General features: G+C 51.7%; 18 protein-coding genes, 1 other RNA gene and 2 pseudogenes. 9 read left to right on the top strand and 12 right to left on the bottom strand.

Translation table 11 applies throughout. The features are described 5' to 3' along the window. Positions 1-318: 318 nt before the first annotated feature. A pseudogene (locus GNT65_RS07015) lies at positions 319-1228 on the bottom strand (IS5 family transposase). 47 nt (positions 1229-1275) lie between these two features. On the opposite strand from GNT65_RS07015, the pseudogene GNT65_RS20645 reads away from it, so the two are divergent. Continuing rightward, positions 1276-1520 (top strand): annotated as a pseudogene (locus tag GNT65_RS20645) (IS5/IS1182 family transposase); the annotation flags it as partial. Between the two features lie 269 nt (positions 1521-1789). Here the strand turns inward: GNT65_RS20645 and ffs are convergent. Together ffs and GNT65_RS07005 are read right to left on the bottom strand one after the other, a co-directional pair. After that, positions 1790-1886, bottom strand: an RNA gene (gene ffs / locus GNT65_RS07010) — signal recognition particle sRNA small type. Between the two features lie 172 nt (positions 1887-2058). After that, on the bottom strand, positions 2059-2358 hold the full coding sequence (locus tag GNT65_RS07005) for a ComEA family DNA-binding protein (RefSeq protein ID WP_160794674.1): 300 nt from the start codon (positions 2356-2358) through the stop codon (positions 2059-2061). 389 nt (positions 2359-2747) lie between these two features. Here GNT65_RS07005 and GNT65_RS07000 point away from each other — a divergent pair, with 389 nt between their 5' ends. Next, positions 2748-4142 (top strand): DASS family sodium-coupled anion symporter, encoded by a 1395-nt coding sequence (locus tag GNT65_RS07000; protein WP_160794672.1) that lies wholly within the window; start codon positions 2748-2750, stop codon positions 4140-4142. A 58-nt stretch (positions 4143-4200) separates the two neighbouring features. On the opposite strand, the gene GNT65_RS06995 is transcribed toward GNT65_RS07000, so the two are convergent. The 6 genes from GNT65_RS06995 to pspA form a co-directional block, all read right to left on the bottom strand. Continuing rightward, positions 4201-5376, bottom strand: coding sequence for a trans-sulfuration enzyme family protein (locus GNT65_RS06995; protein WP_160794670.1), 1176 nt, complete (start codon positions 5374-5376; stop codon positions 4201-4203). Between the two features lie 111 nt (positions 5377-5487). Then, the gene (locus tag GNT65_RS06990) at positions 5488-6582 is read right to left on the bottom strand and encodes a TIGR01620 family protein (RefSeq protein WP_160794668.1); all 1095 of its coding nucleotides are present in this window, start codon (positions 6580-6582) and stop codon (positions 5488-5490) included. A 70-nt stretch (positions 6583-6652) separates the two neighbouring features. Next, entirely contained in the window at positions 6653-8095 is a 1443-nt protein-coding gene (locus tag GNT65_RS06985; RefSeq protein ID WP_160794666.1) for a YcjX family GTP-binding protein, read from the bottom strand. A gap of 104 nt (positions 8096-8199) precedes the next feature. After that, on the bottom strand, positions 8200-8595 hold the full coding sequence (gene pspC, locus GNT65_RS06980; RefSeq protein WP_160794664.1) for an envelope stress response membrane protein PspC: 396 nt from the start codon (positions 8593-8595) through the stop codon (positions 8200-8202). Continuing rightward, complete coding sequence (gene pspB, locus GNT65_RS06975) at positions 8582-8821, bottom strand: envelope stress response membrane protein PspB (protein WP_041509393.1); 240 nt, start codon at positions 8819-8821, stop codon at positions 8582-8584. The genes pspC and pspB overlap by 14 nt, the downstream gene beginning before the upstream one ends. Before the next feature lie 20 nt (positions 8822-8841). Then, entirely contained in the window at positions 8842-9525 is a 684-nt protein-coding gene (pspA, locus tag GNT65_RS06970) for a phage shock protein PspA (protein WP_160794662.1), read from the bottom strand. Positions 9526-9702: 177 nt separating this feature from the next. On the opposite strand from pspA, the gene pspF reads away from it, so the two are divergent. The 7 genes from pspF (at position 9703) to fabV (ending at position 17505) form a co-directional block, all read left to right on the top strand. Beyond that, positions 9703-10773 carry a phage shock protein operon transcriptional activator gene (gene pspF, locus GNT65_RS06965; RefSeq protein WP_160794660.1) on the top strand — a complete coding sequence of 357 codons (1071 nt, stop codon included), beginning with the start codon at positions 9703-9705 and terminating at the stop codon, positions 10771-10773. A gap of 87 nt (positions 10774-10860) precedes the next feature. After that, positions 10861-12504: an ABC transporter substrate-binding protein gene (locus tag GNT65_RS06960; RefSeq protein ID WP_160794658.1), complete on the top strand. Its 1644-nt coding sequence runs from the start codon at positions 10861-10863 to the stop codon at positions 12502-12504. Beyond that, complete coding sequence (locus GNT65_RS06955) at positions 12504-13535, top strand: ABC transporter permease (protein WP_160794656.1); 1032 nt, start codon at positions 12504-12506, stop codon at positions 13533-13535. Before GNT65_RS06960 ends, GNT65_RS06955 begins: the two co-directional genes overlap by 1 nt. Then, complete coding sequence (locus tag GNT65_RS06950; protein ID WP_160794654.1) at positions 13522-14412, top strand: ABC transporter permease subunit; 891 nt, start codon at positions 13522-13524, stop codon at positions 14410-14412. The genes GNT65_RS06955 and GNT65_RS06950 overlap by 14 nt, the downstream gene beginning before the upstream one ends. A gap of 12 nt (positions 14413-14424) precedes the next feature. Then, the gene (locus tag GNT65_RS06945) at positions 14425-15438 is read left to right on the top strand and encodes a peptide ABC transporter ATP-binding protein (protein ID WP_041509387.1); all 1014 of its coding nucleotides are present in this window, start codon (positions 14425-14427) and stop codon (positions 15436-15438) included. Next, complete coding sequence (locus GNT65_RS06940; protein WP_160794652.1) at positions 15413-16198, top strand: peptide ABC transporter ATP-binding protein; 786 nt, start codon at positions 15413-15415, stop codon at positions 16196-16198. Before GNT65_RS06945 ends, GNT65_RS06940 begins: the two co-directional genes overlap by 26 nt. A 104-nt stretch (positions 16199-16302) precedes the next feature. Continuing rightward, a complete protein-coding gene (fabV, locus tag GNT65_RS06935) occupies positions 16303-17505 on the top strand; it encodes an enoyl-ACP reductase FabV (RefSeq protein ID WP_160794650.1) in 1203 nt (400 codons plus the stop codon). Between the two features lie 466 nt (positions 17506-17971). Here the strand turns inward: fabV and GNT65_RS06930 are convergent, their stop codons facing one another. The 3 genes from GNT65_RS06930 to lon form a co-directional block, all read right to left on the bottom strand. Further along, on the bottom strand, positions 17972-19837 hold the full coding sequence (locus GNT65_RS06930; protein ID WP_160794648.1) for a SurA N-terminal domain-containing protein: 1866 nt from the start codon (positions 19835-19837) through the stop codon (positions 17972-17974). Positions 19838-20060: 223 nt separating this feature from the next. Beyond that, positions 20061-20333 (bottom strand): HU family DNA-binding protein, encoded by a 273-nt coding sequence (locus GNT65_RS06925; protein WP_011866302.1) that lies wholly within the window; start codon positions 20331-20333, stop codon positions 20061-20063. 259 nt (positions 20334-20592) lie between these two features. Next, positions 20593-22950, bottom strand: a complete 2358-nt coding sequence (gene lon, locus GNT65_RS06920; RefSeq protein ID WP_160794646.1) for an endopeptidase La — start codon at positions 22948-22950, stop codon at positions 20593-20595. Positions 22951-23032: the final 82 nt, after the last annotated feature.

The following is a 23032-nucleotide window of genomic DNA, read 5'->3' as shown; positions in this document are numbered from 1 at the left end:
TCATGTAGTATTGTAATGTCGCGCATGGTGTTGTTCTAGTTTGTTTTTGGCGAAATTGATTAGATCAAACAGCACCATGCGTGTCTACTAATTGATTGTACAAGGAATTATCTGGGGATTCCCTAGAGCAAGACATAAAGGTCGACAGCTTGTGTTTAGTAATTATTACCACACCATGATAAACGTATTTTTTCTATTCCACTGCTATTACTGCAACTACTTCATCAATTAGGTGTTTAAACTAGATACCTTGCCCACATTACACCTGTATGATCAATTCAGTACTGGAAGCGTAGTAATCCCGCGCTCTTCTGTGATTTATCCAGCTACCTGACGAACAGGCATACCTAGCCTGCTTATTTTGTTCAACGCGGCAACTCCTGCCATGATTTCACCGACTTGAGCGTTGTAATCGCGAAGGCTCAGTTCGCCGCTGATGAGTTGCTTATAACGATATATAGCCGTCACTGATAGCGAACGCTCATGATAGCCACAATCATGCTTCCACTATGTTAACTGACCCGTTTTAAGCGCATCTACGGCCTTGTTTCGTGAATGCTCACCACTCCAATATCCGGCATTCTTTCTTGGTGGTATGGTGGCTGTAATGCTTTTTCGCTGAAGCACTGCGTAGCAATGCTTTGTATCATAGGCTCCATCGGCAGAGACTTGCGTTATCTTGCGACGAAGTGGGTTAATGAGCGTAGGGGTACTTCACTGTCATGCATGTTATCCAGCGATGCGACCGCGCTCACTATCTCGTGACTATCGGCATCAACGGCCAAGTGCAACTTGCGCCATATACGCCGTTTCTCCTTACCATGCTTACGGACTTTCCATTCTCCTTCAGCCCTGTCGCGTCAATCACAATATGTCTGGCAGGTCCCTTACAGCCTAGGCGGTAGTTGACCTCAACCGTCTTAGCTCGCTTGCTGATACAGCTATAGTCGGGCGACTTAAGGTCAACATCCATCAGCCGAAATATCGAGTTGATAAAACCTTCCAACGCACGCAAAGGTAACTTAAACACGCCCTTAATCATAAGCGCAGTACTGATGGCTGAGTCACTGTACATGTTGCTTCGACCTCTGCGCCCAGAAGGGTGTTGATTGTGACAGTGCTTGATAGCAGCATCGTCCATCCAAAAGGTTAACGAACCTCTTTGAGTTAAGGCTTGATTGTATGGTGATTTTGCCCATGATGCGACCTGATTGTAAGCTTTCACGATCAGATCGCAGATGAGCAAAATGATTCAATTAGATTTAGGCAACAACGTCCTGTATTAGCAAACGAGCTAAGGCGGTTAACATTTCCTCATAGACTAGGTTCGAGACGTCATTCAGCACTTAGCGTTAGATGCCACAGGGCTAAAGGCCTATGGCGAAGAAGGATGGTAAACGCGCAAACAGCAAATTGCCATTGATGGACACACTCACTAGACTATTACCGCGGATCTCAGTTTGTCGAATGTAATTGACGCTGGAATACAGCCCAATTTACTGAAGCAAACTCATCGAAAAACCTCTAACGAATAGCCACTACTTCACTAAATAAGTTTACTTGCTGCTCTCGCCATTCCCAACAATGCTTTGCAGAGCTTAGGGGCTACAATTTACGCATACCAAATACCTGATGTCAGATGTCAGATGTCAGATGTCAGATGTCAGGACGAGATTAAAACAGATAAGGAGGATTTTTAGATAGACTATTTATCATCGAGTGTACCACCAAGTGTATCACCTGAGGTATTTCTGAGTTAACTCGTTGATAATAGTTGGAATTGGAGGTTTCCCTAGAGCCACACCCCGGCACATGAGTCGCCTGCTGCGGTTGCTCCCTTCCGGGCCTGGCCGAGTTCACAAGTTATCATTGCGGGGGGACCCTAGGGTCACCATAGATGCTTAAGCAATTAAATCCTTAAGACGGCCTGCATTATCCACTAAGGCTGCTCCGCAATCAAGTCAATAACCGAGAGTAATCGTTAGAATCGGCTCGACTGCCGAATCTATAAACAAAAGCCCGCGTGCGCGGGCTAAATTCCATCGATAAATAAGGCCTCTACAGAGACAACATCGTCTTATTCTGTTCGAGCACCTTAGGACCGATACCCTTTACCTTAGTTAACTCTTCAATGGTATTGAATTTACCGTGAGCGTCTCGATATTCGACTATGGCTGACGCCTTAACATCACCAATTCCCTTGAGCTTAGTCAGCTCTTGGGCAGTCGCGGTATTGATATTAACTTGGGTTAGGCTCGCCTGAGCCGTGTCGGCAGGTATTGAAACCTGCTCGGCAGCAAGAGCGGGAACAAGGGAAAATGATGCTGCAACTAGCGCAGCCAGAACTAGGTTTTTCATTGGGGGGCTCTCCTTATATCCTTATGGTATTCATGGCCAACAGTCCATTTTCCTCGGCCACCTCGAAAACATAGAACAAGTTCAAAAAATTCGCCAATACGTGAACGGTGAGTGCTTGGTGCGCCGCGCGGCGTGATATCGCTCACAAAATAAATTATATTAATTTATTTCAGTCGGTTACTCATTTCCTTGCCGCTTCCCGTTCGCCGTAAAAAAAAATGATCCTCCCCAATCACCTTGGCGTGACCCAAGTCCAAGTTAAGCGACAATCGAGACGCGCATCACACCACCTTGTCGATAGATTGTAGTTTTGCCACATAAAAAATTTAGTTGCGCGGTACAACCGCTAGGCTAGTGTAGAGCGCCAAAATAATAATTAAGGAACCTCTATGTCCCTCGACACCACGCAAGAGGCGCTCGGTGCACCGCCTCAAAAGTCGCCGCCTCAAACTAATTTGCCTATTCTGTTTGGCGATATAGTGCTATTTGCCTTGCTCTATAATTTCCTTCCCTTTGAGCCAGGGGTGAATACGGGCATCGCCATCTTAGTCTTCGCCGCCGTACTTTGGCTGACCGAAGCCATTCATATCAGTGTGACCGCAATCCTGATCCCCATCATGGGCGTCTTACTAGGGGTTTTCGAAACCAAGGCGGCCATGAGTAACTTCGCCAACCCTATCATCTACCTATTCTTCGGTGGCTTCGTGTTGGCCGCGGCCCTCAACCACCAGGGAATAGATAGACGCATCGCCCACAAGGTGTTGACCGCCTCAAAAGGCAAACTCAGCATTGCCTGCATGTTCCTGTTTGGGATTACGGCTCTGCTATCTATGTGGATCAGTAACACGGCCACCGCCGCTATGATGCTGCCCCTGGCACTTGGGATCTTGAGACAGCTAGACATCAAAGAACACAGAAACACCTATCTCTTCATGCTGCTGGGCATCGCCTACTCTGCCAACATTGGCGGCATTGGCACCCTGGTAGGCAGCCCACCGAATGCCATCGCCGCCGCCCAGGTAGGCCTGAGTTTCGCCGACTGGCTTGAGTTTGGTCTCATCACCGTGGCGCTCATGCTGCCTAGCATGTTGATCGCCCTCTATCTCTACCTGAAACCTAACCTCAACGTGGTGTGCGAGCTTCCAAAGCACAATGAACATCTCCCCCTACAGGGAAAGCTCACGCTACTTATCTTCCTCACCACTGTCTGCTGCTGGATCTTCAGCAAGCCTATCTCAGCAGCGCTAGGCGGGATCCCCCAGTTCGATACCATAGTGGCACTCGGCGCCGTGGTCATGTTGGCCGGCCTTGGCTTGGTCGATTGGAAGAAGATTGAGAAAACCACAGATTGGGGCGTTCTCATACTCTTTGGTGGCGGCCTCACACTCAGCGCCATATTAAAGGCCACTGGCACCAGCGTCTTCCTGGCCCACTGGGTCACCGATATCTTCGGCAACACCCATATGGCCCTGTTTACCTTTGCGGTGATCTTCTTCGTGGTGATGCTTACCGAGTTTGCCAGTAACACAGCCAGTGCCGCATTGTTAGTACCTGTATTTGCTGCCATCGCCGAAGCCCTGGGGCTGTCGCCAGTAATGCTTTCCGTGCTCATCGGCATCGCCGCATCCTGTGCCTTTATGTTGCCGGTGGCTACACCGCCTAATGCCATCGTTTACGGCTCTGGCTATATCAAACAGTCTGAGATGATGCGCGCCGGTGCTATCATCAACTTCATCAGTATGTTGGCGCTCTATGTGATCGCCCATCTGTTCTGGAACATCTAAAAAGAAAAAGCCTGCATAAGCAGGCTTTTTTATCTTCCATTTTCACTGTTTGTTCGCCCTAGGCCTCAAAGGCCTGGGACAGATCGGCAATGATATCGTTGCTATCTTCCAGGCCCAGGGAGATCCGCAGCAGGGTATCACCTATTCCGGCGTCCATTCTCGCCTCTGGCGAGTATGGTGAATGGGTCATCGAGGCCGGATGTTGAATAAGAGACTCGGCGTCCCCCAGGCTGACCGCAATCTTAAACAGCTTGAGTCGATTAGCAAATGCCTTAGCGGTATCGAAACTACCTTTAAGCTCGAAGGCAAGCACACCACCGGCACGGCGCATCTGCTTACCAAGCAGGCCATAGCCCGAATGGCCCCTGAGACCAGGATAATAGACTCTGGCAACTTGAGGGTGCTGCTCAAGATACGCGGCGACCCGCTCGGCATTATCACAATGGCGCGCCAGTCTGACATCTAAGGTCTTGAGCCCTCTTAAGATAAGCCAGGCATCATGGGGCGAGATCACCCCGCCGATATCCTTAAGCACCTCGAGTTTAACCTTAGTGATCATCTCCTCTGTGCCACAAACGATACCGGCAATCACGTCTCCATGACCGTTGAGATACTTAGTCGCGCTGTGGATCACCATGTCGATCCCCATACTCAAGGGGCGCTGCAACAAGGGCGTCATGAAGGTGTTATCGACGATGCTCACCAGCTGATGGCGCTTGGCCAATGCCGCAATAGCTTCAAGATCATATACGTCCAGATGTGGATTGACAGGCGTCTCGCAAAACAACGCCTTAGTGTTGGGTCGAATGGCCTGTGCTATGTTGGCGACTTCGCAGAAATCCACCAGGGTCACCTCTATGCCGAAGCGTTTAAACTGCTCTGTCATCAGCGCAAAGGTACAGCCATAGACAGCCTTAGAAGCGACCAGGTGGTCCCCCTGGCTTAGATTGGTCAGCAGGGCTGCAGACACCGCCGCCATGCCAGATGCGGTCGCCGCGGCTGCTTCGCTGCCTTCCAGCACCGCCATCTTACGTTCTAACTCTGCCGTGGTAGGGTTACCAAGACGCGTATAGATATAGCCTTGTTGTTCGCCGGCAAAGCAATCACCACCCTGCTCGACGGTCTCAAAGGTAAAGGTAGCGCTTTGCACCAAAGGGGATACCAAGGCACCATGCTGATTAGCCTCATGCCCGGCATGGATCACCTGAGTGGCAAGTTTCCATTTATCTTGCATACACTTTCTCCGTCATACTCGCTCCCTATTATTGTTGGCTTTGGGTAGAAGCGATGCACTAACTTGCCCAGTTTCAGGACACGGAGTAAACCTGTCGCAAGAAATTAGCGGCTATCCGGATGTAAAATCTTTGTTACGAACAGTTGTTTTACCCAGGACTGATAGGGAAAAGTCTTTCAGCTCGCCAAGCAATGCCTTATGTATCTTACTCAGCTTAGGTTGAGAGTCTGGCGTAAACACCACCGGGCGACACAGACGCATGGTCTGATAGCCTAAGCGCGCCGTGAGCAGCCCGCCACCTAGGCCCTGTGCCAGCCTGGCGGAGATCTTGCCAGACATCTCCAGCGAAAACAGTTGAGTCCCTATGTCGGTAACAATCTCGCTGGTGCCGGCATAGATGATGTTAGTGATCACCGACCGAACAAGCTTGATGCGGCTCCAATAGCCCAGCTCTATTCCATAACAGTTCGCCAGCTGAGCAATCATCTTCTGGTTACGCCAGAGAATGATCGCCATATCCAGCACGGCGATAGGACTGGCCGCCAACAGGAGCGCCGATTCGCTGGCATAGCGATGCACCAGCTTCTTCGCCTTAGCATCGACCTGTGGCAGCACGCTGCTCTCGAACAGCATCAGGCGCTCGGCATCGTTATGCTCCTCATGCACCAGGCGATAATAACTATTGGTATCGATATCTTTAGGCAGATTCGTAATCAGCTTGTCGATAAATGTATCCGCCTCCCCCCTTTGCATGCTCTGAGATAAGCGCTCACTCACCGCCTGCGCCGCTTCTACCGCACGCAGTCTGCGGAGCTGCCGCCACTCCTTCACGCCTATGGTGGTCGCCCATAGACTCACGACGGCGGTCACACCGCCATAAAGCCCAAACAGCCAAGGGCTCTGGATCCATGCCGCGCTTAGCGTCAGCGCCAGTTCCACCAGCAAGATAGCTCCTATACCGAGTACAGATGCCTTGGCAAGCCAGGACCATGAGCGCCTACGCAGGCCTGATGGCGACTTGCTCGCGATGCCGTCAAGTTCGGGCACAAGCGCTTGTATGGCCGCTTCGTCGACCTCACCCGCCTCATCACCCTCGAACACCACCTGATCATCGAAGCGCTCGGCCGCCTTAAGCTTAGTGACGCTTAAGGCCTGCTGAGGCTCGAATACTTGCTTCTTCTCAATCTGCATATCGGCTTTACTCATAACGCTTTTCGGTGCCCTCTTTGCGATGCTTGCTTACTAACCGCTAGTTCCCTACATCCTAGTACCTGATTTAACTCAGCTTATCACCGAGTAAAAACTGCAACAGGTGATCCAGGCGTATATGCTCAAACTGCGCCTGACCGCCAGGCTCGGCCAGTCGCGGCGGGGCAAAATCGACAAACTCGAAGCCTTGCCTCCGCCAGAAATCACCGCCGGGTAAGTGAGTGGGAACTTCGCCGGGAAACATTGTGACCTCTTGATTTGAGGCGAGCTCCATGCCCTTCACCACCTCGACCGATTTCCCCTGGCTCTGGACCATGCCGTGCTGAGTCGCCTTGATGGCACTTATCGCCATCACCTCGACTTCACAGCCTTCAAACTGGGCATGTTGCTGGCTGCGTTTTACCAGGTGAGACAAGAGCGACAAGACATTGCCCTGCTGATCCCGGGTGATGTGATCCACCTTGCTGGCGGCAAACAATAGCTTATCTATCCGCGGGGCAAACAGCCTTCTCAGCAGATTCGATTGTCCGAAATGGAAACTCTCCATGATGGCATCGATCGCCCCTGTCATATCATCAAACTGCGCCTTACCGCGATTGAGCGGCGTCAGGCAATCGACGAGTACCAACTGGCGATCGAACTTGGCGAAATAGTCTCGATAGAAGGGTTTCACCACCTGGCTGACATAGCTGTGATAACGCTGCTTCAATACCTGATAGTAGGAATGCTTTGGACTCTCTTCGGCCGCGTCTAACTCGGCCTCGCTAAGATGCAGCAGCGGAAAGAAGGCCAAGATGGGGGTATCGGCAAGCTCTCCCGGCAGCAACATGCGCCCGGGCTGAGCATGGTAAAAGCCTTGCTCCTCGACGAGATCTACCAGCAGCGCCTGATAAAGCCCTGCGATCTGTTTTAACTTGAGCTCATCGGCGCTCTGCTTGAGATCCAATTCCCGGCAGGCCGACAAGAATGCCTGATAGTGGGTGCTCTGGGACAACACGGCGTCGCGGCGCGCCTGCATTTGGCACCAGGCCTTGAAACTCAACTTGAGCATAGGCAGGTCGAGCAGCCACTCGCCGGGGTAATCCACTATGTCCAAATAAAGGGTCGCGCTGTCGATAAATTTCGCCCTGAGTCCTGCCATTGGCTGATATCGAATGGCCAGGCGCAGTTCGCTGATGGTTCGGGTCGATTGTGGCCAGGCAGGCGTGTCGCCACACAAGGCGCTCATTGCCCCCTCATAGTCGAAACTCGCTATGGTCAAATCTGGCTGCAGGGCGCGCTTCACCCCGTGCAGACGTCCCTCACGGGAGACCTCTAGCAATGACAGTGCATTATGACGCTGGCCGACACCGGCATACAGCAATTGATTGACCAGTCCTGTGATGAAGGCGGTTTTACCTGCGCCGGATAAGCCTGTCACCGCCAGGCGAACATGATTGTCGGTGGTGCGTTTAACCAAAGACTTGGAATGATGGCCGAGTTGACGAAGTGAGCGATTAAATGAATTCATATTTGATTTCACTATTGCTAAGAGCTTTTTGGCTAAGGGCTTATGGCTAAAGGCTTCTAATCTTAATACGGCTAAGGGCGGTATACACCGCCCATTGAAAGGATTTAAAGATTATTGATCTGTTGTTTAAGATCGAAGCTATCTGAGGTGACGTGCCTTTCAAGCTGCTGCAACCTGAGTTCTAAATCACGAAACTGGTTGTTAACGTCTCTTAAGGCTGCCGTAGCCGGCTCTCCCGCCTGCCATATCTTCTTCTTCACCTCGATCTCCTTGTGTTGTTGCTTGTCCTTTGCGCTGCCGGGTTTGATATCCAAGATCATCCAGAGTAGTACATAGATGATAAGAATAACCCCCGATCCCCCAAGCAAAAATATCGATGCGGCGACCACTCTGACCAACCAGGTTTCGAAGTTGAAGTAATCTGCTATCCCTGCGCATACTCCAGCTATCTTGCCTGACTCGGGGATTCGATATAAGGGTCGTCCCTTAGATTCGCTCATCTCGATTCCTCCACTGCGGGGCCTCGCTATCTAAAATCGCTTCCAATGTCTCGATGCGTTGGGCCATTTTATCAGCTTTGCCGATTAGCTCATTAAGCTGAGCATACTCTTCTTCAGTGAGTCCCTGGCTCACTTGGCGTTTACTACGATAGTGCAGAACCAGCCAGATGGGCGCCACCACTACCATAAAGATAATAATTGGGGCTATTAATAAATCCAAATCCATAACTCACCTCAGAATTGTTGTTATTTAGTCTGCTTCTTAGCTTTAGCTGATTTGACCTTAGCCTTAAGGGCTTCTAGTTCCGCGTTCACGGCATCATCAGCTTCCAGCGCGGCAAACTCATCGTTTAGTGTCTTCTGATTACCCAGATCATAGGCTTCTACCTGAGATTCGAGACCTTCGACACGACGCTCATATTGCTCGAAACGGCTCATGGCATTATCAATCTTGCTAGAGTCCAGCTGACGCTTCACTTCTAAGCGAGAAGACGCCGTCTGCTTACGCATAATGATAGTCTTCTGACGCGCCTTGGCATCGGCCAATTTTTCTTGCAGCAGGTTCACTTCCTCTTTGAGGCGTGCGATCTGCTCTTCGACAACCACTAGCTCCTGCTCTAGGCTACTTGCCAGCTCACTGGCCTTTTGCTTTTCAAGCAGTGCAGCTTTAGCCAGATCTTCACGGTCTTTCGCCAGTGCCAGTTCCGCCTTGTCCTGCCAATCCTGAACCTGCTCCTGCACCTTAGCGATACGACGGATGATCTCTTTCTTCTCCGCCAGAACCTTGGCTGAAGTAGAACGAACTTCCACTAACGTATCTTCCATCTCTTGGATGATCAGGCGAACCATTTTTTCTGGATCTTCTGCTTTATCGAGTAATGCGCTGATATTCGAGTTAATAATATCTGCAAAGCGAGAGAAAATTCCCATAATACTGTCCTCAAATTTATGTTGGTTTCGCCTAGATTAATACATTTAGCGTGCCAACTTAACTATACCGATTAAAAACAATCAGTTAAACATATTTATAACTTTTTCTTTATTTTAGTTCACAGGGCACATATTATAATTTTCACCAATAATTAGCGTGAAAGACTAAAAAATAAAGTGGCCAATCAATTTCAACAAGACAACCTCATAGGTCAGTCGAACGCTCTACTGGAAGTCCTTGAGCACGTTTCAAAAATTGCACCCTTATCTAAGCCAGTCTTAATTATTGGCGAGCGCGGAACTGGTAAAGAGTTGATCGCAGAGCGTCTACATTATCTCTCCAAGCGCTGGGATCAAAGCTTTATCAAGCTAAATTGTTCATCACTCAGCGAAAATCTATTGGAGAGCGAACTCTTTGGTCACGATGCGGGTGCCTTCACCGGTGCCAACAAGAAACACGAAGGGCGTTTCGAACGCGCCGATGGCGGCACCCTCTTTTTAGATGAATTAGCCAACACCTCAGGTTTGATCCAAGAGAAACTGCTGCGCGTCATCGAATATGGCGAGTTCGAGCGTGTAGGAGGCAGCAAGACGGTACAGACAGATGTGCGCCTGGTGTGTGCCGCCAACGAAGATCTCCCATCACTGGCCGAAGCAGGCGAATTTAGGGCCGACCTGCTCGACCGCCTGGCTTTTGATGTGATCACCCTGCCACCACTGCGTCATCGCCCAGAAGATATCATGCCCCTGGCCGAGTACTTCGCCATCGGCATGGCTCGCCAGCTAAAGCAGCCACAGTTTGACGGCTTTAGCCGCAATGCCATCGAGCAATTGCAGGAATATCACTGGCCGGGCAATATCCGTGAGTTGAAGAACGTGGTCGAACGCGCCGTCTATCGCAATACTGACCTGGATGAGCCTATCGAGAGCATCACCATAGACCCCTTCGCCTCTCCTTACCGACCGACAAATCGCGTCAAGACAAAGTCCCGCCAGGTGCAGAGTGAGCCGCTCAACGAACAAGAGAGCCTAGTAACACCAGCAGCGGCGCCGGAGAGCAAAGCTAACGGCCTAGATATCAACTTCCCACTGGATTTTAAGGATCACTGTGAGCAACAAGAAATTACACTGCTCAAGAAAGCGCTGGAATCGGGGCAATACAACCAGAAGAAGACGGCAGAGCTGCTCGGGCTCAGCTATCACCAGTTGCGAGGCATCTTAAAAAAATACAACTTACTGGACAAATAAGCCCCGTGGGGGCAGATGATGTTTGCCCCTAACTCCATCCCACTGTTAAAATAAACCTCTTCATTCAAATAACTATTACATCTGCTGATGAAAGAGCTGCTCAAACGTCTCACGTTAGGTTCGGCGTTTTGTTGTATCGTGCCACTGCTATCGGCCTGTGGACCGATGCGAGTGCCCTCGGGATTGGTCTATTGCTCTGAAGGTAACCCTGAGTCCTTCAACCCACAGCTGGTCACCTCTGGCACCACGGTAGATGCCACCTCGCAGCAGCTTTATGACGGCCTGGTGGATTATGACACCAGTACCGGTGAGATGACCCCATCTTTGGCCACTTCCTGGCAGCTGAGCAGTGACGAGAAGGTTTACACCTTCGAGCTGCGCCAAGGCGTACAATTTCACCGCTCCGAGCTCTTTACCCCCAGCCGCAACTTTAATGCCGACGATGTGCTCTTCTCTTTCAACCGCATCATAGATACCGATAACCCCTATCACTTTGTTTCTAAAAGCGGTTATCCCTTCTTTCAGAGCATCGGCTTTGCCGAGCTTATCGACGATATAGAGAAGATTGACGACTACCATGTCGCCTTCCATCTCAAGCACAAGGACGCCTCATTCCTCTCTAACCTGGCGACAGGCTTTGCGGTGATCCTCTCTAAAGAATATGCCGACCAGTTGGAGCGCTCGGGCCAGGAGGAATTGCTGGACAAACTGGCGATCGGAACCGGGCCCTTCAGACTTATCGACTACGTAAAGAACGACTTTATTCGTTACTATCGTAACCCCAACTATTGGCGCCTGACACCAGAAGTCGACCAACTGGTGTTCGACATCACGCCAAAGAGCACCACCCGCCTGGCGAAGCTGATCACCGGTGACTGTAACGTCTCGGCCCTGCCCAAGGCTGGCGAACTGCCCGTGGTGATCGAGAAAGAGGAGCTTGAGGTCGACTCGCTCCCAGGATTTAATGTCGCCTTCTGGGCCTTTAATACCGAGCGCGTTCCCTTCAACGACGTCAGGGTACGCCGCGCACTGGCCCATGCCATAGACAAAGAGAACATTCTCAGGGCCGTATACCAGAAAACCGCAGAAGAGGCCGTGGGGCTGCTGCCACCACTCTCATGGGCTTATTCGGCCAACGAGAAGATGATCGACTACAGCCCACAGAAGGCTCGCGAGCTGCTCGAAGAAGCCGGAGTGAGCGACCTCTCCATCGATATCTGGGCCATGCCGGTCGCCCGTATCTACAACCCCAATGCCCATAAGACCGCCGAGCTGATTCAGGCGGATCTGGCCAATATTGGCGTCAGGGTCAATATCGTCAACTATGACTGGAGCGTCTTCAACCAGAAGCTGAGCCAGCGCGGTTACGACTCGGTACTCATTGGCTGGAATGCCGACAACAGCGATCCAGACAACTTCTTCACCCCAATTCTGAGTTGCGCCTCTGTGGGCACCAACAGCAACCGCTCCCGCTGGTGCGACCCTGCCTTCGACCATATCCTCAGCGCGGCCAAGTCCACCGCTGACAGAGAGAAACGGGCGCGTCTCTATCAAGAGGCCGAACAATATGTGGCCGAGCAGGTACCTTTGTTACCCTTCGCCCATGCAACCCGTATGGTGGTGAAACAGAAATCGGTCACCGAGGCTAAGCTGACCCCCTTTGTTGGCATCTCCTTTACCAAGACTTCCGAGCAGCCGCACCTTGCCAACGACGACAAGGAGAGCAACTGATGGCCAGATACCTGATCCGTAGGTTAAACCTTTTCCTTGCCACCTCGCTGGTGCTTTTCCTGGTCATGTTTATCGCCACCGGCAAGTTTCCTGTAGAACACACCTTCGCGCTGACGGGCCTACAGTCGCCGACCAGCCAGGAACTGGCGCAGATAGAGCAAGATTATCAACTCGATAGCTCACAAGCACATCAGTTCTTTGCCTACCTGCAGCAGCGTCTATCGGGCAACCTGGGCATTTCGGCCACCTCTCAGAACCCGGTGATCGATGAGCTCACCGCCGTGCTACCCGCCAGTTTCGAGCTGGGTATCGTCGCCGGGCTGATCGCCCTGGTGTTAGGCCTCCCTTTGGGGGTGCTGGCCTCCCTGAGCAAACATAAGATCACCCAACACACCATCATGGCGATCACCTTAACCGGATACTCCATTCCGGTATTCTGGCTCGGCCTGTCGCTGTCACTCTGGTTCGGTGTACAGCTGGGCTGGCTGCCTATCTCAGGGCAGATTAACCTCTTGTATGACATACGCCCGGTCACCGGTTTTTTACTTATAGACACTCTGCTGTCGGATTCACAATACGCCACCTCGGCCTTCATCGACGCCCTGTTGCACATCATCTTGCCGGCGGTGACGCTAGCGGTACTGCCTTTTACCGTGGTGGTGCGTATTACCCGCGCGGCAATGATATCCATCATGGAACAGACCTATATCAAGGCCGCCGAGGCTCGCGGCCTTCACACCAGCGTGATCGTGCTGCGCCATGCATTGCCAAACGCCTTCATTCCCGTGCTGAAAAACCTCGGCCTCATGCTAGGCGCCTTTGCCAGCTATGCTATGGTGGTGGAGGTGATCTTTAGTTGGCCAGGCGTGGGCGCCTGGCTGGTATCAGGGATTTATCAACGGGATTATACTGTGATACAGGGTGGGATCCTCGCCGTCGCCTTAATCATCATCTTCTTAAGCATTCTTATCGAGGTGATCCATACGGCAATGAACCCCCTCAGCAGGAAAGAGCTCTATGCCGCAAATTAAAATCTACCAGGAAGATCATATCCCCTCGCCCATGAGCCGGATCTGGTCGGCCTTTACCGACAACCCCTTCGCCTTCGCCGGGCTCTGGGCCGTCTGCTGTCTACTTTTATTGGCCCTGTTTGGTCCGCTTATCGCCCCCTATAGTGCGGAGCATCAAGATCCCTTGGCCTTGCTGCTTGCCCCCTCCTGGGAGCCCACAGGCACGGTCGAACACTTCCTCGGCACCGACGACCTGGGCCGCGACATCTTCAGCCGCCTGCTCCATGGCGCCCACCTCACCTTTGGCATGGCACTGGCGATCGTTATCACCGCCCTGCTACTGGGTTTCATCATAGGTTCCATCTCGGGCATGATGAAGGGCCTCAAGTCGAGTATCTTGAGCCATCTGCTCGATGCGCTGTTATCGATCCCCTCGCTACTAATGGCGATTCTGGTGGTGGCAGTCACAGGACCAGGGCTTGGCAACGTCTTCTGGGCCGTGGGTATAGCGCTCACGCCACAGTTTGTCCGCGCCATCCATCAGGCGGTGCACGAAGAGTTACAGAAAGAGTATGTCACCGCCGCCAAGCTAGATGGTGCCAACAGCTTGCAGATCTTCTGGTATGTGATCCTGCCTAATATCATGGATACTATGATTATTCAGACTACATTAGGGATCTCGGCCGCCATCCTGGATATCGCCGCACTGGGCTTCCTTAACCTGGGTGCCCAGGCGCCTAGCCCGGAATGGGGCGCCATGGTGTCTCAAGGGTTAGATAATCTACTCACCGCCCCTTGGACGGTCACCATACCCGGCGTCGCCATCCTCTGTAGCGTGCTAGCCATTAACCTGGTGGGAGACGGACTGCGCTCTGCCCTCTCGCCGATTCGCTCCTAACGGGACGCAGCTATGCCTTTACTGGACATTAGAAACCTCACCATAGAACTCGACACCCCCCACGGCCGCGTCAAGGCCCTGGAGCGCGTAAGCCTCACCCTCAACCCGGGCGAGGTTCACGGCCTAGTGGGCGAGTCGGGCTCAGGCCGTACCCTGCTGGCCAAGGCCATCCTGGGGATCCCGGGCCACAACTGGACTATCCAGGCGGATCGCATGATGTGGGATGGACAAAACCTGATGGACATGTCGCCCAGCGAGCGCCGTGTGCTTATGGGCAGCGAGATGGCGATGATCTTTCAAGACCCCATCAGCAGCTTAGATCCGGCGATTGCCGTCGGCACCCAGATTATCGAGGCGATGCCGGAAAACAAGGAACTCCCCTGGTGGAAGCGAGGTAGCGACAAACGCAAGAAGGCTCAGCAGTGGCTGCATAAGGTAGGCATTAAAGAGACCCAGAAGATCATGTCCAGCTATGCCTGGGAACTCTCTGACGGCGAATGCCAGAAGGTGATGATCGCCATCGCCGTGGCCAATCAGCCCAGGCTGCTGATTGCCGATGAGCCCACCAACTCGATGGAAGTTCGCACCCAGGCGCAGATCTTCCGCCTGTTGAGTAAGCTCAACCAGCTACAAAATGTATCTATCCTCTTGATTAGTCATGAGTTAGAGACACTTTCTCAGTGGTGCGATCGCTTAACTGTAATGTACAGCGGTCAGGTGATGGAGTCAGGGGTCACCAGCGAAGTTATCGCCAATCCCTATCACCCTTATACCAAGGCGCTGTTGGACAACATTCCCGATTACTCCAATCCTGAACATCACAAGACCATGATGCAGACGCTACCGGGCTCGGCCCCGGCGCTACAGCATCTTCCCATAGGTTGCCGACTCGGTCCGCGTTGTCCTCAGGCACAGAAGCTCTGCGTCAACCAGCCGAGTCTCTGTCACCAGAAAGATCGCTATTTCGCCTGTCATTTCCCTTATCACAACGAGCCATGCCATGAAGAGCCCCTTACTAAAAGTTAATCGACTCAGTAAAACCTTTTTCGCCGGCTATAAGGGATTTAAACGCCAATATAACCGTGCTCTGGAGCCTATCTCCTTCGAGCTCAATAGCGGCGAGACCCTGGCTATCGTAGGCGAGACAGGCTCAGGCAAGAGTACCCTGGCGCGCATCTTGGTAGGCGCCGAGCAGCGCACCGACGGCGAAATCTTATTTGAGGGCGAAGCGCTTGAGAGCCGCAACCTAAAACAGCGTTGTAGGCTTATTCGCATGATCTTTCAGGATCCCAACACCTCACTCAACCCCAGACTGACAGTGGGCGAGCTGCTGGATGAACCCTTAAGGTTTAATACGGATCTCGACAAACAGGCACGCTTTGCTCAGGTCGTCGATACCCTAAGAAAGGTTGGCCTGCTGCCGGAACATGCCGACTTCTATCCTCACATGATCTCAGAGGGAATGAAACAGCGGGTTGCGGTGGCCAGGGCCTTGATGTTAAATCCCAAAATCATCATCGCCGACGAGGCATTAACGGCCCTGGACCTCTCAGTTCGCTCGCAAATTCTTAATCTCCTGCTGAAGCTACAGCAAGAGATGGGGCTCTCCTATATCTTCGTGTCCCACAACATGAACATTATTCGCCATTTCAGCGATAAGATCATGGTGCTGCATCAGGGCAAGATGGTGGAAAAGGCCACCACAGAGAAGCTGTTTAACGCCCCTGAACATGAATACACACAGCGCCTGATCCAGGAGCAGACCATGTTTTCCTACAAGCGTTAAACTGCTCCAACCACTGGAACATTAACGTCTTATTATTAAAAAAAGTGTGCCATTTCAGCTTGGTTTAATTATCCTTATGGCACTTTTTCAAGAGAAGCAGAAACATGATAATCAAACCCAAAACACGTGGCTTTATTTGTACCACCACTCATCCGGTTGGCTGTGAAGCAAATGTACTAGAGCAAATCAACATCACTAAGGCAAAAGGCCCTGTCGCCAACGGCCCTAAGAAAGTATTAGTGATCGGCTCTTCAAGTGGCTATGGTCTATCTTCACGCATCGCGGCAGCCTACGGCAGCGGCGCGGCAACCCTCGGCGTCTTTTTTGAAAAACCAGGTACCGAGACTAAGCCTGGTACGGCTGGCTGGTATAACTCAGCGGCCTTCGACAAGTTTGCAAAGCAAGACGGCCTCTACTCTAAGAGCCTGAACTGCGACGCCTTCAGCCATGAGGCCAAGCAGAAGGCGATCGAGCTGATCAAGCAAGATCTGGGTCAGGTCGACATGGTGGTCTACTCACTGGCCTCTCCGGTAAGGAAACTGCCTGACAGTGGTGAGCTGGTGCGCTCTTCACTTAAGCCGATTGGCGAGCCATACAAATCAACAGCGGTTGATACCAACAAAGATCTGATCATCGAAACCAGTGTAGAGCCTGCCACCGAGCAAGAAATTCAAGATACTATTACCGTCATGGGCGGTCAGGATTGGGAACTGTGGGTCAACGCCCTGGCCGAGGCTGGCGTACTGAGCCCAGACTGTAAGACAGTTGCCTACAGCTACATAGGTACCGAACTGACCTGGCCTATCTACTGGCACGGTGCCCTGGGTAAGGCCAAGATGGATCTGGACCGCGCAGCGCACGCTCTCAACGACAAGCTATCGGCCACTGGCGGCAGCGCCAACGTCGCCGTGCTCAAGAGTGTGGTCACTCAGGCAAGCTCGGCCATTCCGGTGATGCCACTCTACATCGCCATGGTATTTAAGAAGATGCGCGAAGAGGGGCTACACGAAGGCTGTCAGGAACAGATCAACCGTATGTTCCACGAGCGCCTCTACCGCGCCGATGGCGCAGCGCCGGCTGTCGACGAGGCTAACCGCCTGCGTCTGGACGACTGGGAGCTACGCGACGACATTCAACAGCACTGCCGCGACCTATGGCCGACCATCACAACAGAGAACCTCAGCGAACTCACAGATTACCGTGAGTACAAGGAAGAGTTCCTCAAGCTGTTCGGCTTCGGTATTGAGTCTGTTGACTATGACGCCGATGTGAACCCAGAGGTAAACTTCGACGTCGAGCAGTTCTAAACCGCTCGCTCATCGATAAAAAGCCACGGCTATCGCCGTGGCTTTTTTGTTTCTGGCTAATGGAGCCCATGACCGTCTCAGTGCGCCGAGAACGCCTCTATTCAAAGATCCCCCATATGACCTCAAAGCCTTGCTAATTGCTTCTCTGTGAGCCGATAAGAAGCACTTAAAGCGCTCTTACATGCAGATGGAAGCAGCAAGTATTGTTGTAGTCCCTCAATACACCTAACTCGATACACCTCGATCGACACTACTGAGGTAGGTCTGCTGATGCGGAAACATCGATGCAGCGCCCCACCATTAAAGTTAACACCTAAGTGCTAACCAAGGCAGAAGTTCAACCCTACACAGATGAACGGCCTCTCGTCAAAGTGTTACTCGCTCAGACCCGCTCAGGAATATAGAGGCACAAAAAAGCCAGTCACAAGGACTGGCTTTTGACGACTCATTCTGTTTTTAAGATGAGCTACTCGGCAGGTGTATAAACCACTTCCGCCTGAGCCTTCAATGCAGCGATAAGCGCGCGGTAATCGTTCTCACTATACTGTGAGTTCAATCGCTGCTTAAGAGCAGTTACCAGGCTCTCATCGACACTCTCAGGCTGATTCACCTTATCGAGGATCACCACGGCATAACCATTTGCCAGAGCGGCGGTATCTACCACCAAGTCGCTACCAGGCTGCGCCATCTCGAATGCCTTGCTGACGATTGAAGTATCGATACCTTGCTCGCCACGGCTAAGCTCGGTACGCGCTATCATATCGGTAGGGATTTCCCCCCCCTTAATGGCAGCCATGACCTCTTGAGCCTTATCGCGAGCCAACTCGTTGGCCTTGTCTTGCTTGAGGCGTTCAATAATCGTCGCCTTCACCTCGGCAAACTCCATGGTGCCCGCAGCCGAGTGTTTATTCACACGCACCACGATCACATGGTTATCGCCCAGTTCGATCACATCACTGTTCATACCATCAAGCAATACAGTGTTAGAGAAAGCCGCCTTAATCACATCTGCCGAGTCAAGCGGCTCAGGGGCATTGTCGCGAGTAAATACCGGGCTGGTCTTAACCGCCACGCCAACTTCTTTAGCGGCTTCGGCTAGGGTGTCTGGCACCTCATAGCTCACGTCAGACAAACGCTGCTGCAGGGTGTAAAACTCGTTGATAGCCTTGTCTTGCTGGATCTGTGCAACGATCTTGTCTTTTACCGCCTCGAAAGGTGAGGTCGATGCGGCCTGTAGATCGAGTAGCTTAACGATGTGATAACCGAAACTTGTCTTGACGATGCCTGAATACTGACCTTTTTCCAAGGCAAATAGCGCCTCATCGAAAGGGGCTTCCATCACACCTTGCTCAAACCAATCCAGCTTACCACCTTGCTCACCGCTAAAGCTGTCATCTGAATCACTCTTAGCCAGTGCTTCGAAGTCTTCACCCGCCTGAAGCTTAGCCAGGATCGCTTCGGCCTTAGCCTTAGCGGCATCTTCATCATCACCCAGGCTCACTAGGATATGCGCGGCTAGACGCTTTTCAGCCTGCAGGTACTGCGCCTTATTCTCGTCGTAATATGTCTTAGCTTCTTCATCACTAACCTGGATAGCCGAAGCCAACTGGTCGGCACTCAGCTCAATATAATCCAGTGCGATAGTCTCAGGACGCACGAACAGCGACTGATTCTGTTGATAATAGGTGTTAGCCTCTTCGTCGCTCACGCTTACCCCCGCCAATAACGGCTCGGCGTCGACAATTTGGTAACGAATATCACGCGTCTGTCCCTGGATCTGAGCCAGGTATTCGGCTTCACCCGGCAACACAAATTCTGAACCGACAAGGGTAACCACCAATTGACGACGGGTCATGTCACCACGCATCATGTCACGGAAACTGTTGGCTTGATAACCCAGCTGACGGATAAGGGCAAGGTAACGGTCGTTATCAAACTGACCGTCGGTTTGGAAGGCGGGCTCATTCATGATAGCCGTCTTGATCTGTTGATCAGACACTCTGAGTCCCAGGTCGGCAGCGGCTTGATCCACCAACTTATCGGCAATCAAACGCTCTAATACATTCTGCTTCACACTAGCCAGGTAACTCTCGTTGCTAGCCAATGTATTGTACATATCACCCAGTTGCTGCTCTAATCGAGCTCGCTCGCTTTGATAGGCTTGCTCCAGTGCAGATTTACTGATCTCTTCACCATTAACCGTAGCCGCGCTCGGTTCAGAAGATGAACCTAAATAGCTACTCACGCCAGTAAATGCAAAGGACAAAATAACAACGACGAGAATGCCTTTAGCAATCACGCCCTGTGAACCTTCGCGAATCTTTTCTAACATCAGACTTCTCGCTCATTGCAATAAAAATAAAAAGGCGCATCACCTATTGGAGGATGCGCCATTTTTGTAATTTGTAGACCTAGTTTACACAGTGCGTAATGTTAGGCCAACGGCTTGATAATGAGAGTTTACATTATCAAAACCCCTACTCGTAAAAAGCACTGTCTAAACAGTGCTTATCAAACTAGTAAGGTTTACAAAGGCCACCTTAACTAAGCGTTTCTTAGTTTACAGCGTCTTTAAGTGCTTTACCGGCCTTGAATGCTGGAATGTTTGCTGCAGCAATCTTGATCTCTTTACCAGTCTGTGGGTTGCGACCAGTACGCTCTGCACGTTGACGCACTTCAAAAGTACCAAAACCAACTAGAGAAATTTTATCGCCATCTTTTAGGCCGTCAGTCACAGCAGAAATAAAAGAATCTAGAGCACGACCAGCTGCTGCTTTAGAAATATCAGCGCCAGAAGCGATTTTCTCGATTAGTTCAGATTTGTTCATGTCATCCCCTTGAATTTAATTTTTGCGCCGCAACCAAATCCTTCTCTAGAGCGGTCTGCGGAGGCTTTTTATAACAAGCTTGAAACTAAAGTTCAAGCCAAATAGGAAAACCTAAGAAATAAAATTGGAATAAGCCTAAAAACCAGCAGCGCCAAGGGCTGCAGCTAAAATGCTATCCACAGACCTAGGCTACCACAGGTTTAGATTTTAAAAAGCCCCTTTTTGCATTTTTTTTAATGCAAATAGGCATTTTCTTGCGTTAGACCAAATTTTTAACAACTTCAAAGCCTTCGATTGGTTGTTCTAACGCCAGCTTAAGGACTTCATCGACCCAGCGTACCGGCTTTATCTCCAGATCTGCCACTACGTTGGCCGGGATCTCCTCAAGGTCACGCTCGTTCTCTTTAGGAATAAGCACCAGCTTAGTGCCACCGCGATGGGCCGCCAGCAGCTTCTCTTTCAGGCCGCCGATAGGCAAGACCTCACCACGCAAGGTGATTTCCCCCGTCATGGCCACATCGGCACGTACTGGGTTACCGGTCAGGCTAGAAACCAGTGCGGTACACATGGCTGCACCGGCAGAAGGACCATCCTTCGGCGTCGCCCCTTCTGGGACATGCACGTGTATGTCACGTTTCTCGTAGAAATCTGGGTTAATACCCAGCTGCTCGGCGCGGGCACGCACCACTGTCATGGCTGCCTGAATCGACTCCTGCATCACGTCACCCAGTGACCCCGTATAGGTTAGCTTGCCCTTACCCGGTACTGAGGTGGCTTCGATGGTAAGCAGATCGCCCCCCACTTCGGTCCAGGCAAGGCCTGTGACCTGACCAATCTGGTTGTTCGACTCGGCCTTACCATAGTCGAAGCGCTGTACACCCAGGAAAGACTTGAGGTTATCTTGGTTGACATCTACATGCTTCACCGACTTGTCGAGCAGGATCTGCTTGACCACCTTACGACAGATCTTAGACAGCTCACGCTCCAGCGCACGCACACCTGCTTCACGGGTGTAGTAGCGAATAATGCCTATGATGGCACTATCATCGACGTTGACTTCACTGGCCTTAAGGCCGTTCCGCTCAATCTGCTTAGGCAGCAGGTGCTGCTTAGCGATGTTAAGCTTCTCATCTTCGGTGTAACCCGACAGGCGAATAACCTCCATACGGTCCAGCAGCGGCCCAGGGATGTTCATCGAGTTAGAGGTCGCAACGAACATCACATCGCTAAGATCATAATCCACTTCCAGGTAGTGGTCGCTAAAGGTCGCATTTTGCTCAGGGTCTAACACCTCAAGTAGTGCCGACGCCGGGTCACCACGCATGTCACTGCTCATCTTATCTATCTCATCGAGCAGGAAGAGTGGGTTCTTCACGCCTACCTTGGACATCTTCTGGATCACCTTGCCCGGCATTGAACCGATATAGGTACGGCGATGACCGCGGATCTCCGCCTCGTCTCGCACGCCGCCGAGCGCCACACGCACATATTTACGGCCTGTTGCCTTGGCGATAGATTGTCCCAGAGAGGTCTTACCCACACCCGGTGGGCCTACCAGACATAGGATAGGTCCCTTGAGCTGCTTCACGCGGCTCTGCACCGCCAGATACTCGAGGATACGCTCTTTGACCTTCTCCAGACCATAATGGTCGGTGTCGAGCACATCCTGCGCCTTAGCCAGATCGCGCTTAATCTTAGAGCGCTGTTTCCAGGGCACAGAGATCATCCAGTCGACATAGCTGCGCACTACCGTGGCCTCTGCCGACATTGGCGACATCATCTTCAGCTTGTTGAGCTCGGCGGTGGCCTTCTCTTTGGCCTCGCTCGGCATGCCGGCTTCTTCAATCTTGCGGGTCAGTGTCTCGAACTCATCGTGAGACTCGTCGATATCCCCAAGCTCCTTCTGAATCGCCTTCATCTGCTCGTTCAGATAATACTCGCGCTGGCTCTTCTCCATCTGCTTCTTGACGCGAGAGCGGATACGCTTCTCCACCTGAAGCAGATCGATTTCCGACTCCATCATGGCCATCAGGTATTCCAGACGCTCGGAAACGTTCACCATCTCGAGGACCGCCTGCTTATCTTCCAGCTTCAACGGCATATGGGCCGCCATGGTATCGGCAAGGCGTGCAGCCTCATCGATACCCGACAGTGAGGTCAACACCTCAGGCGGGATCTTCTTGTTTAGCTTGATATAACCTTCGAACTGGCCGATAGCCGAACGTACCAACACCTCCTCTTCCTTATCGGCAAGTTCTTCCGATTCGAGGTATTGGGCAGTCGCTACAAAAAATTCGGTCTCTTGAGTGTACTTGTCAATTCGGGCACGTTGGCCACCTTCGACCAGCACCTTCACAGTGCCGTCAGGCAGTTTGAGCAGTTGCAAGATAGAGGCGACGGTACCGACCTCGAAGATATCATCGCTGGTCGGCTCATCTAATTCAGCATCGCGCTGGGCCACTAATATAATCTGCTTATCTTGCTCCATCGCCGCTTCCAGGCAGCGAATAGATTTTTCCCGACCGACAAACAGGGGAATAACCATATGGGGGTAAACCACCACGTCTCTCAATGGCAGTACCGGGAGTTCGATTCGCGCTTCACGCTCTAAGGTCATAGCTCGATTCCGTTTGGTAACAATATTAATGAGTATATTGGGGTGTTTCAGTGGGTTTCAATGGCAAAAATAAAAAAAGGAG

This window comes from Shewanella insulae (assembly GCF_009831655.1).
GTDB lineage: Bacteria > Pseudomonadota > Gammaproteobacteria > Enterobacterales > Shewanellaceae > Shewanella > Shewanella insulae.
The sequence above is the reverse complement of the archived record's forward strand: the minus strand, read 5'-3'. Positions and strand labels throughout refer to the sequence as shown.

Bases quoted from the DNA above. Each gene is read 5' to 3' on its own strand.
- GNT65_RS06990 (WP_160794668.1), bottom strand. From the start codon at position 6,582: ATGAGTAAAGCCGATATGCAGATTGAGAAGAAGCAAGTATTCGAGCCT.
- GNT65_RS06960 (WP_160794658.1), top strand. From the start codon at position 10,861: ATGAAAGAGCTGCTCAAACGTCTCACGTTAGGTTCGGCGTTTTGTTGT.
- lon (WP_160794646.1), bottom strand. From the start codon at position 22,950: ATGACCTTAGAGCGTGAAGCGCGAATCGAACTCCCGGTACTGCCATTG.
- GNT65_RS06940 (WP_160794652.1), top strand. From the start codon at position 15,413: ATGAAGAGCCCCTTACTAAAAGTTAATCGACTCAGTAAAACCTTTTTC.
- GNT65_RS06995 (WP_160794670.1), bottom strand. From the start codon at position 5,376: ATGCAAGATAAATGGAAACTTGCCACTCAGGTGATCCATGCCGGGCAT.
- GNT65_RS06950 (WP_160794654.1), top strand. From the start codon at position 13,522: ATGCCGCAAATTAAAATCTACCAGGAAGATCATATCCCCTCGCCCATG.
- pspC (WP_160794664.1), bottom strand. From the start codon at position 8,595: ATGAGCGAATCTAAGGGACGACCCTTATATCGAATCCCCGAGTCAGGC.
- GNT65_RS06955 (WP_160794656.1), top strand. From the start codon at position 12,504: ATGGCCAGATACCTGATCCGTAGGTTAAACCTTTTCCTTGCCACCTCG.
- pspB (WP_041509393.1), bottom strand. From the start codon at position 8,821: ATGGATTTGGATTTATTAATAGCCCCAATTATTATCTTTATGGTAGTG.
- GNT65_RS07005 (WP_160794674.1), bottom strand. From the start codon at position 2,358: ATGAAAAACCTAGTTCTGGCTGCGCTAGTTGCAGCATCATTTTCCCTT.
- fabV (WP_160794650.1), top strand. From the start codon at position 16,303: ATGATAATCAAACCCAAAACACGTGGCTTTATTTGTACCACCACTCAT.
- GNT65_RS07000 (WP_160794672.1), top strand. From the start codon at position 2,748: ATGTCCCTCGACACCACGCAAGAGGCGCTCGGTGCACCGCCTCAAAAG.
- GNT65_RS06985 (WP_160794666.1), bottom strand. From the start codon at position 8,095: ATGAATTCATTTAATCGCTCACTTCGTCAACTCGGCCATCATTCCAAG.
- pspA (WP_160794662.1), bottom strand. From the start codon at position 9,525: ATGGGAATTTTCTCTCGCTTTGCAGATATTATTAACTCGAATATCAGC.
- GNT65_RS06945 (WP_041509387.1), top strand. From the start codon at position 14,425: ATGCCTTTACTGGACATTAGAAACCTCACCATAGAACTCGACACCCCC.
- GNT65_RS06930 (WP_160794648.1), bottom strand. From the start codon at position 19,837: ATGTTAGAAAAGATTCGCGAAGGTTCACAGGGCGTGATTGCTAAAGGC.
- GNT65_RS06925 (WP_011866302.1), bottom strand. From the start codon at position 20,333: ATGAACAAATCTGAACTAATCGAGAAAATCGCTTCTGGCGCTGATATT.